At 68.5% G+C, this 12,849-nt stretch carries 14 protein-coding genes and 3 pseudogenes; 6 read left to right on the plus strand and 11 right to left on the minus strand.

The annotated features are described in order from the left end of the window. Positions 1-40: 40 nt before the first annotated feature. Positions 41-775 (minus strand): DUF6193 family natural product biosynthesis protein, encoded by a 735-nt coding sequence (locus ACFWB8_RS08660; RefSeq protein WP_385223752.1) that lies wholly within the window; start codon positions 773-775, stop codon positions 41-43. Positions 776-943: 168 nt separating this feature from the next. Between ACFWB8_RS08660 and ACFWB8_RS08665 the strand changes: the two genes are divergently transcribed. Beyond that, positions 944-1,819, plus strand: coding sequence for a glycosyltransferase family 2 protein (locus tag ACFWB8_RS08665; RefSeq protein WP_385223753.1), 876 nt, complete (start codon positions 944-946; stop codon positions 1,817-1,819). Between the two features lie 478 nt (positions 1,820-2,297). On the opposite strand, the pseudogene ACFWB8_RS08670 reads toward ACFWB8_RS08665, so the two are convergent. The 4 genes and pseudogenes from ACFWB8_RS08670 to ACFWB8_RS08685 form a co-directional block, all read right to left on the minus strand. After that, positions 2,298-2,658 (minus strand): annotated as a pseudogene (locus ACFWB8_RS08670) (transposase); the annotation flags it as partial. Positions 2,659-2,674: 16 nt separating this feature from the next. After that, positions 2,675-3,031: a response regulator transcription factor gene (locus ACFWB8_RS08675; protein ID WP_385223754.1), complete on the minus strand. Its 357-nt coding sequence runs from the start codon at positions 3,029-3,031 to the stop codon at positions 2,675-2,677. 231 nt (positions 3,032-3,262) lie between these two features. Beyond that, the gene (locus ACFWB8_RS08680; RefSeq protein ID WP_385223755.1) at positions 3,263-4,153 is read right to left on the minus strand and encodes an FG-GAP repeat domain-containing protein; all 891 of its coding nucleotides are present in this window, start codon (positions 4,151-4,153) and stop codon (positions 3,263-3,265) included. 285 nt (positions 4,154-4,438) lie between these two features. Then, positions 4,439-5,347: a LysR family transcriptional regulator gene (locus ACFWB8_RS08685; protein ID WP_385223756.1), complete on the minus strand. Its 909-nt coding sequence runs from the start codon at positions 5,345-5,347 to the stop codon at positions 4,439-4,441. A 125-nt stretch (positions 5,348-5,472) separates the two neighbouring features. Here ACFWB8_RS08685 and ACFWB8_RS08690 point away from each other — a divergent pair, with 125 nt between their 5' ends. After that, positions 5,473-6,234 (plus strand): SDR family NAD(P)-dependent oxidoreductase, encoded by a 762-nt coding sequence (locus tag ACFWB8_RS08690; RefSeq protein WP_385223757.1) that lies wholly within the window; start codon positions 5,473-5,475, stop codon positions 6,232-6,234. 42 nt (positions 6,235-6,276) lie between these two features. After that, positions 6,277-6,501 carry a 4-oxalocrotonate tautomerase family protein gene (locus tag ACFWB8_RS08695; RefSeq protein ID WP_385223758.1) on the plus strand — a complete coding sequence of 75 codons (225 nt, stop codon included), beginning with the start codon at positions 6,277-6,279 and terminating at the stop codon, positions 6,499-6,501. Between the two features lie 381 nt (positions 6,502-6,882). On the opposite strand, the gene ACFWB8_RS08700 is transcribed toward ACFWB8_RS08695, so the two are convergent. Then, complete coding sequence (locus ACFWB8_RS08700) at positions 6,883-7,149, minus strand: hypothetical protein (protein ID WP_385223759.1); 267 nt, start codon at positions 7,147-7,149, stop codon at positions 6,883-6,885. Positions 7,150-7,328: 179 nt separating this feature from the next. Between ACFWB8_RS08700 and ACFWB8_RS08705 the strand changes: the two genes are divergently transcribed. Next, positions 7,329-7,940 (plus strand): pentapeptide repeat-containing protein, encoded by a 612-nt coding sequence (locus tag ACFWB8_RS08705; protein ID WP_385223760.1) that lies wholly within the window; start codon positions 7,329-7,331, stop codon positions 7,938-7,940. A gap of 124 nt (positions 7,941-8,064) precedes the next feature. Here ACFWB8_RS08705 and ACFWB8_RS08710 read toward each other — a convergent pair whose 3' ends face one another. From ACFWB8_RS08710 to ACFWB8_RS08730, 5 genes and pseudogenes are all read right to left on the minus strand, one after another. Next, positions 8,065-9,039, minus strand: a complete 975-nt coding sequence (locus ACFWB8_RS08710) for a serine hydrolase domain-containing protein (RefSeq protein ID WP_385223771.1) — start codon at positions 9,037-9,039, stop codon at positions 8,065-8,067. An 83-nt stretch (positions 9,040-9,122) separates the two neighbouring features. Continuing rightward, positions 9,123-9,416: a hypothetical protein gene (locus ACFWB8_RS08715; protein WP_385223761.1), complete on the minus strand. Its 294-nt coding sequence runs from the start codon at positions 9,414-9,416 to the stop codon at positions 9,123-9,125. A gap of 175 nt (positions 9,417-9,591) precedes the next feature. Continuing rightward, positions 9,592-10,152, minus strand: a complete 561-nt coding sequence (locus ACFWB8_RS08720) for a hypothetical protein (RefSeq protein ID WP_385223762.1) — start codon at positions 10,150-10,152, stop codon at positions 9,592-9,594. After that, positions 10,149-10,929: pseudogene (locus ACFWB8_RS08725) on the minus strand (DUF5819 family protein). The gene ACFWB8_RS08720 and the pseudogene ACFWB8_RS08725 overlap by 4 nt, the downstream one beginning before the upstream one ends. A gap of 74 nt (positions 10,930-11,003) precedes the next feature. Then, a complete protein-coding gene (locus ACFWB8_RS08730) occupies positions 11,004-11,300 on the minus strand; it encodes a hypothetical protein (protein WP_385223763.1) in 297 nt (98 codons plus the stop codon). A gap of 509 nt (positions 11,301-11,809) precedes the next feature. Here ACFWB8_RS08730 and ACFWB8_RS08735 point away from each other — a divergent pair. Continuing rightward, positions 11,810-12,304, plus strand: a pseudogene (locus ACFWB8_RS08735) (transposase); the annotation flags it as partial. After that, positions 12,301-12,714, plus strand: coding sequence for a hypothetical protein (locus ACFWB8_RS08740; protein ID WP_385223764.1), 414 nt, complete (start codon positions 12,301-12,303; stop codon positions 12,712-12,714). The pseudogene ACFWB8_RS08735 and the gene ACFWB8_RS08740, both read left to right, overlap by 4 nt. Positions 12,715-12,849: the final 135 nt, after the last annotated feature.

The raw sequence follows: 12,849 nt of genomic DNA on the forward strand, positions 1-12,849 counted from the left end.
ATCGTCAGCGGTGCGACACGGCACTGGTAACGGGAAAGGGCTATGCGCCGAGCGCGACGGGGCCGAGGCCGGACGGCAGGTGACGCACCGCCAGTGCCACGGCCTCATGAGCCGTGGCGCATTCGCCGAGGTCCGTGCTGATGAAGCCCGTGCCCACTCCGTACGTGCCGTTGCTGTGCGCCATCAGGCTGGGGCCGACGATGGTCAGACCTGGGCGTGTGGTGTTCGAGAAGCGCAGCGCCCAGTGGCTGGTGAACGGGTAGAGGGCGCGCAGTGCCGGCTCGGCGTGCGCCGCCTCGATCAGGGCTTGGTACGTCTGCTGCCAGGCGTATTCCAGTTCGCTTGCCTGCTGGCGCATGTACTGCCACTCGGATTCCGTCAGGCGCGCGGGATCGAGGTCGGGTACTTCGAACCGTCCGGTGAGGTGCACGAAGGGGGCCGCCTGGCGGATGTCGGCCAGCGATGCCCCGTCGTGCCACGCCCGGGCGGCTCTGGCGAGCTGAGCCAGGTCGTCCGTCTCCCCGTCCATGAGGACCGCGCCCTCGAACGGCTCCGTGCCGCGGATCGACCACCGACGCTCGTGCTCCCATGCGCTGATCTGCAGCGGCTCACGGTGCGGCAGAGTGCTTTCGATGGTCGCGCGGTCCAGCGGAGCGGAGTCCGGGGAGGTGACGGGAACGCCGCCCAGGCAACCCTCGGTCTGGAGCGCTGCGGCGAGGCTGCCGCAGGCCGCCACGTCGGGGTACAGGACTGCGGGATCAGGAGGAGTGGTCACGGCTCCTGATTGTGCCCGAGCCGCCGATGCCCGGCGCGGGCGGCCCCGACGGATCACGAAGAGCCGCCGCCCGACGCCAATCCCGGAGCAGAGCCCTGCACATGGCCGGGCTGGGGCCGGGCGGCGGTACGCTCGCCGTTCACCGGTGCCTGGAGCAAGGGAGTGGTCGTGAGCCGATCGCGGGTGGGTGTGGCCGTGCTGACCATGGGGGACCGGATGCCCGCCCTCACGGCGCTGCTGGAGTCGGTGGCCAAGCAGGACGAGGCGGCCGCCGCGGTGGTGGTCGTCGGCAACGGCTGCGCTCTGGCGGACCTGCCGCCCGGGGTGATCGGGGTGGAACTGCCGGAGAACCTGGGGGTGTCCGGCGGCCGCAACGTCGCCTGGCACAAGCTGCGCGAGCTCGGCGGCATCGACGTCCTCCTGGACCTGGACGACGACGGCCTCCTCATCGATACCGACGTGATCCGTACCATCGCCGACCTCTACGAGTCCGACGGCCGGCTGGGCATCGTCAGCTTCCGCATCGCGGACGAGAGGGGCGAGACCCAGCGCCGCCACATTCCCCGCCTCGGGGCGAAGGACCCTATGCGGCGGGGGTTGGTGACGACGTTCCTGGGCGGCGGGCACGCCCTGTCGATGCGGATGCTGGAGCAGATCGGCGGTTGGCCGGAGGCGTTCTTCTTCACCCATGAGGAGACCGACCTCGCGTGGCGGGCGCTGGACTTCGAGTGGGATGTCCTCTACGAACCTGCCCTGCTCCTCCAGCACCCGAAGACGTCCCCGGCCCGGCACGCGGTCTACTACCGGATGACCGCCCGCAACCGGGTCTGGCTGGCCAAGCGCCACCTCCCCGCCCCGCTCATCCCCGTCTACCTCGGCGTGTGGACCGCGCTGACCGTGGCCCGTACCCGCTCGATCTCTGGGCTTCGGGCCTGGCTGTCCGGGTTCGCCGAAGGCATGCGCACCAGCGGTGGCGCCAGGCGGCCCATGCGGTGGTCGACCGTCGCCCGCATGACCCGCCTGGGCCGCCCGCCCGTCATCTAGCCCGCGGGCGCTGTGTCGCTCAGCCCCGTCGGGGCGACCTACGGGGTCCGACCAGCGCACGTAGCGGCCGATCCCATCGGCGACGGAACCTGCGAGGGGCCTTGACCCCGGATTTTGAACACGTCTATGCGGCTTGGGCCAGGGTAGTTGACGGTGACTGGAAGGCGTTCTCGAAAGCGATCGGAGACCACTGACCGAGCCCGAGCCGGGAGTGCCGGCGTCGGGTGGCGTATCGGGTCAGCCGGCGGAAGGCGTCGACCATCAAGATCCAAGTCTCTCCGGTGTCCAAAATCCGGGTCAGGGCCCCTCACCGACCCCGACCCCGACCCCCGACCACGCGGCGGCTGCCGCCCCCGCCCGCAGGGCGGCCGCAGACAGGAAGCCGGTGCCTGCGCAGAACACCGGTGTTGAAGAGCGGTCGCTGGATTCCTATGACCGCATTTTCAACGTCATCGACGGCAGACTGACCACAGGAGGGGCACCACGAAGTTCGGCCCGACTCCACAGCGTGGCGACGAATGAGTAGGCCAGCTGGGCACGAACTGGTCCGACGTGCGTCCGCTGAGGCTGGAGATGTGGCAGAACAAGCGGTCTGCACTGGTTGGCGCGTTGAGCCGGAGCCAGTGGGTGACGTCCACGGCCAGGGCGAGGCGCCCGTCGGCGGCCTCGGCCTGAGCCGGCCCTGCCAGCACCCGCCGCAGCCGCGGCACGTCGAAGTCTCCACTGTTCAGCGCGTCGTACATCGAGCTGTGTCCGCGCTGGTGCTCGGCCGTCAACGTGAGGTCCACCGGCGTGGTCACCGGCCCGTCCGCGCGCAGCAGCGCGTCGGTCAGCTCGAAACGGCATCGTTCGAGGTCAGGTCATAAAGAACGAGCTCAGGCGGGAGGTGAGTTCGGCGAGCGAAATGGGTCCTGCGAGGTGTTCGTCCGCGCCTGCCTTCAGGACCTTTGCGCTGTCGTCCTCCCCGTCCTGTCCAGCCAGGACCAGAACGGGTGTGGTGGCACCGCCTCTGCGCAGCCTGACGCACAAGTCGGTGCGGGACATGCCAAGGGGCGTCGCTCCCAGCACGATGACGTCGTGGGCGCCGCCCAAAGCGCGGCGCAGCGCTGCGTCTCCGTCGCCAACCCACTCCGTCTCGAACCCTTCCTCGGCCAGACCCGAGCGCAGGAACATCGCGAACTGAAAGTCATACTCCACCAAAAGGACAAACATGACGTCATGATACCTATTTGGTGCAATTATTACTAAAGAGTTGGATCTCATCAACAGTTACAAGCGAGGCGAGATGGACGCCGCGGGGACGCAGGCGGCGTCAACCACCGTCACTGGGACCAGCGGTGGGGCCGCGTGCCGACAGGAGAGGAACTCCCGACGGCAGGCCCGCCGTCCACAGCCTCCCGGTCCACCACCAGCCGCCCCGCGCGCAGGCCCCCGTACAGACCGTCAAAGAGGGGAGGGAGAACCGGCATCGAGCGCGGCCGGGGGCATGGCAAGTGAGCGCGGAGGTTCCGAAACTCGCGGCGGATGGTTGACCGACGCCGGACCAGCACCTCCACCGCCCCCTCCCCAGGTGTCGGGGCTTCGCTTCGGCCGGGGGTCGGGGTCGGTGCACCCCCGGTGGTTCTCGGCGCAAGTCCACTGGTCGATGTCGTCCGGCGCCTGCCGCTCGACCAGGAGGCGCGAACACGCCGAGCCCGGCCGGGGACTCACCCGGCCGGGCGCTCGTCTGGTGGGCGGATTGACTATCCGATGGCGCGGGCGGTGCCCCGGTGCCCAGTGCCCCAGTCGTCTTCCTCGACGCCCAAGCCGCCGCTGAAGGCCTTGTCCGCCTCCGTTGAAGAGGTAGAGGTTTCCGTCCTTGCTGGTGGCGTAGATATCGGGGAATCCGTCGCCGTTGACGTCGGGTGTGCCGCGAAGGAGTGGCAGGGTGACGCGGTCCCAGCCCGTGGTTGCGTAGGTGATGTCCTGGCCACCGTTGGATGCGGCGGCCGTGCCGATGGAGTTGAGGTCGACCCCGCCACCTGCGCCAGGCTTGCCCAGGCGCAGGGCGAGGCCGCGGCTGGGCATGGAGTCGTCGCGGAAGATCAGGTCCGGGACGCCGTCCTTGGAGATGTCTCGGACGCCCACGATGTCGCGCTTGCCCCAGCCTTGGCCGCCGTTCTGCTTGAAGCTGGTGATGCTGGCTCCGCTGTAGCCGGTGAGGGCCCAGAAGGTGTCGCCGTCGTCGGCGAGGGCGAAGAGGTCTTCCATTCCGTCGCCGGTGACGTCCTGGACGGCCACGATCTGGCTGAACGTCGCCGGGTTGGGGGCGCCTGCCGGGAGAAGGAGCTCCATGCGGCGGCTGATGTCGAAGCGGCCGTTGCCCTCGCCCTGGTAGACGTACAGCTGCCGTCGGGCATGCGGGCGATGAGGTCGGTGACGCCGTCGCCCGGGAACCAGTCGGCGGAGTGGGTGACGAGAGCGGGCTTGCCGCTCGCGAAGCAGATCGTTCTCGCCGCCGCCGAAGGCGACACGGCCGTAGAGCAGGAGGCCTGGGCGCAGGCCGGTCTGCCGGAGTCCGGGTCAGGTGTCCGTACGGCAGTTGGCCGACGCGCCGGCGCAGCTCCCGCACGCGGAGGGTTAGGCGCTGCGCGGCGCCGTCAGGTGGGTGGTGAGTTCCTCGACGAAGGCCTCCAGGTGGGGCGGGCGCGGGCCCGGGAGGGTGGCGCAGAACCAGGTGCGGGTCAGCGGCTGCGCGCCGATGCGTACCAGCGCGAGGTCGTGAGAGGCCACGTACGGGGCGGCCACCCAGTTGGGGAGTACGGTCACGCCCTGGCCGCCCGCCACCATCTCCACCACCAGGTCGGTCACCACGGGCATGGTGATGATCCGGCCGGGCCGGGCCCCGACGGGGAGCGGCAGCGGCATCGACGGGATGCGTTTCTGGTCGTAGAAGTCGTACAGGACCAGGTCGGCGCCGTCGAAGTCACGGGCAGTCAGATGTTTGCGGGAGGCCCATGCGTGCCCGGCGGGCACCACGGCGACCATCTCGTCCTCGAACAGCCGCGTCAGGGATACCCGGTCCATCTGCAGGTCCGGCTTGGTCACCAGCGCCACGTCCACGAGGTCGGCGAGCAGCGCCGGGATCGGTGCGTCGTCGGCGACGGTTTCAATGCGTACGTCGATGTCCGGCTCGCGGTCGCGGAAGGCGCGCAGGACGGGCGGCAGCCACGGGTAGGTGGTGCTGCACTGCGCGGTGAAACGGACCCGTCGGCCGCGCCCGTCGCGGATTTCCCGTAGGTCGCGGGAGGCCGACTCCAGTTCGCCGAGGACCTGGCGGGCGGCGACCAGCAGTCGGCGGCCGGCCGCGTTGGGGACCAGGCGGCGGCCCTTGCGGTCGAAGAGGGGCATGCCCAGGCGAGCTTCGAGCCGGGTCAGGCGTTGGCTGAGCGCGGGCTGGCTGACGTAGAGCCGCTCGGCGGCGGCGGTCAGGGAGCCGGCGTCGGCGGTGGCGTGCAGGAGTTCCAGGTCACGCAGGTCCACGTCCATAACGTTGGATTATCGCATGCTCCAAATTCCGTCGTGGTCTTATGGGTTGAGGGCTCGTAGGTTTCTGGTGTCGACCAGACGAGACGAACGAACCGATCCGCCACCCCCGAAAGGCACCCACAGCCATGACCGACACCACGACGACCGCGACCACGACGACCACGACCGCCTTGATCACCGGCTCCTCCAGCGGCATCGGCCTGGACATCGCCCGCGCCTTCCTGGCCAGCGGCGCCAACGTCGTCCTCAACGGCCGCGACCCCGACCGCCTCGCCAAGGCCGCCGCCGATCTCGGCCACCCGGAACGGACCGCTTGGGCCGCCGGCGCCATCGCCGACCCGCAGACCGGCCAGGCCCTCGTCCGCACCGCACTCGACCGCTTCGGCGGCATCGACGTACTGGTCAACAACGCCGGTACCTTCGCCTCCAAGCCCTTCACCGAGGTAACCGAGGACGAGCTCGACGGCTTCCTGACCGGCAACCTCAAGGGCACCTACCTCACCACCCAGGCCGTCGTACGGGCGCTGCGCGCGCAGGGCCGCGGCGGCAGCATCGTCAACATCGGCACCGTCCTCGTCGACCACGGGCTCGCCGGGTTCCCGGCCTCCGCGCCGGTGGTCAGCAAGGCGGGCGTGCACGCATTGACCACGAGCCTGGCCGCCGAACTCGCGGCCGACGGCATCCGCGTCAACCTCGTCTCCCCCGGCATCATCCGCACCCCGCTGCACACGGGCTCGGACGTCGACTCCTTCGGCGGGCTCGCCCTGCTGAACCGGGTCGGCGAGGTCTCCGAGATCTCCGAGGCCGTGCTCTACCTCGCGGGCGCCACGTTCGTCACCGGCCACGCCCTGCGCGTGGACGGCGGCCACGTCACCGGCCGCGCCTGAGCCCCGTACCCCCTCCGTCCCCTCCACCTGTCCCGGAAGGGCATGACCACCATGCCGTACGTCAACGTCAAGATCACCCGTGAAGGCGCCACCGCTGCCCAGAAGGCCGAGATCATCGCAGGAGTTACCGACCTGCTGGTCAAGATCCTCGACAAGGACCCGGCCACCACCTTCGTCCTCATCGACGAGGTCGAGCCGGAGGGCTGGGGGATCGGCGGCGTCCCGACACGTGAGTACCGCCGACGCGCCGGCGCCGCCCGCGTATAGCTGGCCCGTCGCATGGCGCTCGACGCTCGACGTTCGACGACAAAGGAACTCCGATGTCTCTCCGGAGGCCGTCGGCGATCTGAAACGCGGCCGTCCCAGAGTGAGCGCGCGGCCCCCAGAATCTGCGCCCGGTATCCGCCGTGAGACGGTCGCACGGCACACCACTGATCTGGGGGCCCATGGGCATGAGAAGTCTGCCGACCGACACAGAGCGCGACGACCACGCGCTGGTCATCATGACCGACTACGGCAACGGGCAGGCATGGCAAGACCATGAGCTCTGCCCATCACGGGCTGCTGGCGGTGACCACCATTCCCGCGGAGGAGTACGAGATGATGCGTTGGTCGTTGAGCCTGCATGTTGCTGTTGTGCTGTTGCTGTCAGTCTTTACGGTCGGCATCGTCGCGGCAGCGCTCTGGCTGCTTCTGGGTACGCCTCGGCTGCACGTGGCCGGACCGCTCAAGCCCGGAGATATTTACGACGGCATCAAGATCGCATTGGCGATCGTCGCCGGAGCCGGCGGCGTGGTGGCCCTTGTCGTCGGCTACCGGCGCCAGCACCTCAGTGAGGTGAGTGAGGAGCGTGAGCACGGCAGGGCCTTCACCGAACGGTTCGGGGCCGCGGCCGATCAGCTCGGGGCGGATCAACCTGCGGCCCGGATGGCGGGTGCGTATGCCATGGCCCGGCTCGCCGACGAGTGGCGCAGGAGCGTCAGACCTGCATCGACGTGCTGTGCGGCTACCGGCGGATGCCCCATGCGCCGGATCCTCCAGCCGACGGGCCGGCCTTCGTCGCCTGGCAACGCGAACGTGAGATACGTAAGACCGTGCTCCGGCTCATCGCCGCCCATCTGCGAGACGACTCCCCGGAATCCTGGCAGGGGTACGACCTCGACTTCAGCGGCGCCGTGCTCGACGAGGCGTACTTCCGCGGCGCCCGCTTCACCGGCGGCGACATCATTTTCGTCAACGCGCTCTTCGTCGGCCACGATCGAGACCAGGTCGTCTTCGACGAGGTCGAATTCGCCAGCGGGAGTTGTGTCTACCTCCGCCTCGCCGAGTTCCGCAGCGGCTCCGTCCGCTTCGACCGGGCCGTCTTCAGCGGCGGCTGGGTCACCTTCGACAGCGCCCGCTTCACCGGCGCCCGTGTGAACTTCCGGGATGCCGCCTTCAGCGCAGGAGAGGTCCGCTTCGAGGACGCGGAGTTCTCCGACGGTCTCGTCGACTTCGCCGGCTCCACCTTCACCGGCACCGTCATGGACTTTGGCGAGCACCGCCTCCAGAGCCTCCACGTCACAGTCCCGCCCGCCCGCTTCACCGGCGGCACGGTCGATTTCTCCCGTACCGCGACGTTCACCCACCCCCCGCGCTTCGGCCTGCGAACAGCGCCCGAAGGACTCCTGCTACCACCCGGTACCGACATCTCCGACCTGTCCTGACAGCGCCAAGTAACCCGCTTCGGATCGCAGCGCACCTGGCCGAGGAAGGTCACCGGCTTCGACCTCGTCTTCCGGCCGCAGCCGACGATCAACCTCCTGGGGCATGTGGCGGCCGGGGTGGGTCTCAGTCCGCTTCGAGCAGCAGGCGGGCGCCGAGCGTGTCGACGTCGTGATCGGTGTTGGACAGCACCACGACGGCGCGCCTGCCCTGTCGGTCGATGCCAAGGAAGGAGCGGGAGCCTGCGGTCCCCCCGTTGTGCCAGGTCACTTCCCTGCCATCCCGGGTCAGTGTCATCCATCCCATCCCGATGCGGTTGGGGCCGTCCGCGGCAAACCGCGGTCGGGTGGCCTCCATTCCGGGGGTCCGTTCGTCCAGGACCGCGCGCAGCAGGCGCGCGAGGTCTCGGGCCGTCGACCAGGCGCCGGTGCCGGAAGGGGTGTATCCCTCGCTGAGCCAGGGCTCGGCTGTCTTGCCGCTTCTGCGGTGCGGCAGGGCTCTCGACTTCGGCAGTTCGTTCAGGCGGGTGCAGAAGCGGGTGTGGTTCATCTCGAGCGGAGCGAGCAACTGCCGGTGCAGCAGGGCCGGATAGTTTCCGCCGGCGGCGAGCGCGTGGCCGAGCAGGGACATGCCCAGGTTGGAGTAGAGGAACTCGCCTCGCGGCCCGGCCGGTGCGGCAGTGGTCGCCCGACGCAGAAAGTCCTCCCTGTCCATCCCCCGGTAGGGGTCACCGCCGGTTTGGAGCGTGTACGCGTCCCGCAGGGCAGCCAGTACGGACCGGCGGTGCAGGCGCGGCAGACCGGATCGGTGGCTGGCGAGTTCCTCCAGCGTGGTCGCTTGCGCGGTCGTGCTCGCAAAGGCGTAATCCGGCAGCAGCTCGGCCACCGGCTGATCCACGGACACCGTCCCCTGCTCGGCGAGCGAGCAGAGCAGCATCCCGGTCAGGGCCTTGGTAATCGAGCCGATCTCGAACGCGATGTCCTCGGTCGCCGGGGGAGGGGAGCCCGGGTGGCCCGTGCCGATTCCGGCGAAACTCACGGTGTCTTCGCAGACCAAGGCGACGGACAGGCTGTGGTAATTGCCGGGAGCGCCGGCGGCCATCTTCACCCTGGCGGCCAGGCCGGGGTCCCCGCTGCTGCGGGCCGGCGCCCATGCGGTCCGGTCCTGCGCAGCCCCTGTGGTGGTCATGTGGGTGACATCCCTTCTTTGAGTCTGGAGTCGTCTTGCTGCCTGGAGTCTCCGGGGCGCTGTCTCTTCCTGCGCAACCATGTGCCGAGCGAGTGGTACTCGCGGTCCGTGATCAGGACCAGATCGGTGGAGATCATGAAGAGCGAGAAGAACGGAATGCCCATGAGGACACCGATACCGACGTGCATCAGTGCGACGAGCACGAATGCCACATGCCGGGTGAAGGGCCGGAACAGCAGGAGGGGGAAGAACGCCTGCAGGAACACTGCCAAATAGGTGACGGCGTACACGAGGAACGCGTGCTCGTACAGCAGCCGGGCGAGCTCCGGGAAGATCGAGTACTCCGCGACACGCAGGACGTAGTAGAGGGCGGTTCCCTCCTGTCAGCGCTCCCCGCGCACCTTGAAGAGGCCGGCGACCACATACAGCAGGCAGAGCTGAATGATCACAGCTGCGACGGCGGAGTTATGGAAGACCGAACCGATACGGAAGCGCGCCCCGGCGCTCGAGGATCTCTGCCCGGTCCTGGGTGCCCGGCGCCGGGCATCCAGGGAGAACCGGGCGGAGACGTGGGCGAAGCACAGGTAGATGAGCACGATGCGCATCAGGTTGTCGCCGCCGTCGGGAAGGTACGGGGTTGCGCTCCTGCCACGACCACACGGACACCCACAGTGCGGGGGTGACCAGTCGGGTCCGCCAGCCGAGGGTGAACAGGACCGTCAGCCCGAGCAGGCCGAAGTAGAGGGCCTCCGACCACCAGACCGACGAGGACAGGGCGTAGAGCGAGAACGCATGCTCGGCCGTGGGGTCGGTGAAGTCGCTCCAGGGGTAGAGCCCGTCCGGTCCCCAGAGCTCATCGCGTACGCCGAGATTGGTCAGCAGAACGCAGAGCAGCGTCACGCCGTAGCCGATACGCAGCAGGGATAGACCGGTGAGCGCGAGGCGCTGGTTGGTGAAGGTCGCGTAGGCCGTCAAAAAGCGGCGGCCGATTGGGGAGTTGCGTGCGGCCGAGAAGGTCTGGCTCATCGGCTCACGCCTTCGCCGGCCTTGGCCCAGGCGAGGTCACGGTAGGTCACGGGGCCGGGTCCCCGGTTGGTCCGGTCGTCGAACCTCGGGTACTCGTGATCGCCTATCCGGATCTGAATTTCTGTGATGTCCTCGCCCCACAGCTCTCTGGCCCGCAGCACGGCGAGCTTGGTCAGCCGGTCCAGGGCCTTGTCGTACTGCTTGCGCGACTCCGCCGAGATGCCCGCAAGGATGCGGGCATCGACCGACACGAGGTCTGTCTCCTTCTCCTGCGGGTGCTTTGCGGCGAACTCTTGCTGGATCTGGTATTCGACGTCCTGGTACATGTACAGCGTTCCGGATTCGATCCGGGGCAGCCGGTCGCGAAGCAGGTTGTGGTAGCCGCTGACCAGCCCCGGACTGGTCAGGTCAACGAACTCGGTGGGCTTCGCCCCCTGCGGCGGTCCGGGCCCGCACCAGGAAACCGGCATCCCGTTCGATCGGATCGGGGGCGAACAGCTGCCAGTTCTGGTCGAAGAACGGCCTGATGTATCCGTCGACGTGCCGACCGACCGAGGTCTTGAACGGACCATCCGGCATCAAGAAGACGGTGGTCATGGCCATATGGCCGACGACAGCCGTCGCGGCGATGACGGCGCAGGTACGCACGGCCGCGGCCTTGGCCTTGGCCTTGGCTTTCGAGAGGTTCAACAAGTTCTCCGAAACCCTGCCCGGGAAGAAGGCCGACAACGGCGGCCGGCGGCTACGGGCCGTCGGCCGCCGACGATCGCGGCACATGCCACGCGCTGTCCCTGTCCGTTACTGATGTCCGGTCAGCCCCACTTCCAGCCCTGCATGATGGTCTTGGCCTGCTAGAGGCCCGCCTTGACACCAGCCTTGCCCGTCGCTCGAACCGCCAGAGCCGACGCGTACAGAGCCGTCGCCGGGGTGGCACGCGCCTTGCCGGCCGGAGCGCCTTCCGCCTGCGGGTCCTCGGCGGCCAACACGCCGAAAGCGGAAGCCGCGGGAATGGCCTGGTTCTCGCTCGTTGCAGCTGCGCTCTTCGATACGGCCCCGGACTCGGGCGCCTGCGCAAAGGCCTGCGTGCCAGCCGCGGCCAGCAGACCTCCCGCCGTCAATGCAACGATCCCCATACGTGTCTTCTTCATGTTCTTCCTCAAGTCTCTGTGCAGCACAAAGCGGCCCTGTGGGATACACATCACGCAGAGATGATCTTGAGAAGGCAGGATTACACGCCGGACCTAGTGCGTAAAAAAAGGACTAACGACCCTTAGTGGCACGTAGGCTCGACCCTGCTGAGTCGGGCAGAACTGGTCTACACCTGACCGCCAGCATCAGCAGCGAGATGCAGCGCAGTTGGGCCGCTTACCGACTCCGGTCTGGCGCTCGACGATCCGACCGTCTACGGCCTGACCGACGAGCAGCTGAAGGCGACCAGGCCGACGCGCACCGCTGCTCGGCGAGCATCCGGCGGGCCTCCCCACGGCCGAGGGGCTTGCCGCCGCTCATCGCGCCATCCCCGACGTGGACGCGCAGTGCCTTCGGTCCGGCCCCGGTCCGAATGGATTCGAGCTGCCAGTCCGGAGGCGGAGGCGGAGGCGGGGGCTGGCGGGCCGCCTCGGCCTCCAGCTCCGCCTCCAGCCCGCTGATCTCCCGCTCGGCCGGGGTCCCCGCGGTCACGACGGGCAAAGACGCCGCGAAACGGGTGCCTGGCCGCAAGCGGGGACTGGCCGTGGACGTCCTTGGCCTGGTCATCGCCGTCACTGTGGTGGCCGCGAGTGTCCACGACAACGCCGCCGGCATCGCTCTGCTCGACCAGGTCGCCGTCGCGGCGGCCGGCTCGGTCAGCAAGGCCTTGGTCGACCAGGGCTTCAAGAACCAGGTCGTCACGCACGGGGCCGCCCTCGGCATCGACGTCGAGATCGTCCGGCGCAACCCTGAGGAGCGGGGATTCGTTCCGCAGCCGAAACGGTGGCGGGTGGAGCAGACGTTCGGGACCCTGATACTGCACCGGCGCCTGGTCCGTGACTACGAACACCGCCCGGCCTCCTCCACCTCACGCGTCTACTGGGCCATGACCCACGTCATGGCCCGTCGGCTCACCGACGCGAGCACGCTCACCTGGCGCGATCCGCTAGTGGTCGGCGCGTGAATCTCAACCCCCTCCTTCAGGCGCTCGACCTTCAGGAAGACGCGGCCCGGGCCCTGGCCGGCGATCTCCGCACCCAGATCGACACCCTTCAGGCCCAGCTCCGCGAGGCCGAACTGCGTCTGGAACACCTCGCCATCACCCGCACGACCATCACCGGCCTCGCCGACCGAATCCCGGTCCAGAGCCCCGACCCATCAGGATTGGAGCTGCCCGAGCACCCTGACTACCCGCGCATCCTCGCCGTCTTCAACGACGCCACCGGCACACTGAGGGCCCGCGACATCTGCCAGGTCCTCGACTTCGAGCTCCTGCCGAAACACATCGAACGCACCCGAGCCAAGATGAAACGCCTGGTCACACTAGGAATCCTCACCGAGGCTGAGCCCGGCACCTTCAGTAAGAAGCAGTAACCAAGTCCGGAACGGACATCAACTCACGAACCGCCCACTCAGTGGGCATTCAGGGGTGGTTTGTGTCGATAGGCGAGCTATACGATTGCCGCTCTTGAGGTATCTGCCCCATACGTTCATCTCCACGCCCTCCGA

It is taken from the genome of Streptomyces sp. NPDC060031, from assembly GCF_042736805.1.
Classification (GTDB): domain Bacteria; phylum Actinomycetota; class Actinomycetes; order Streptomycetales; family Streptomycetaceae; genus Streptomyces.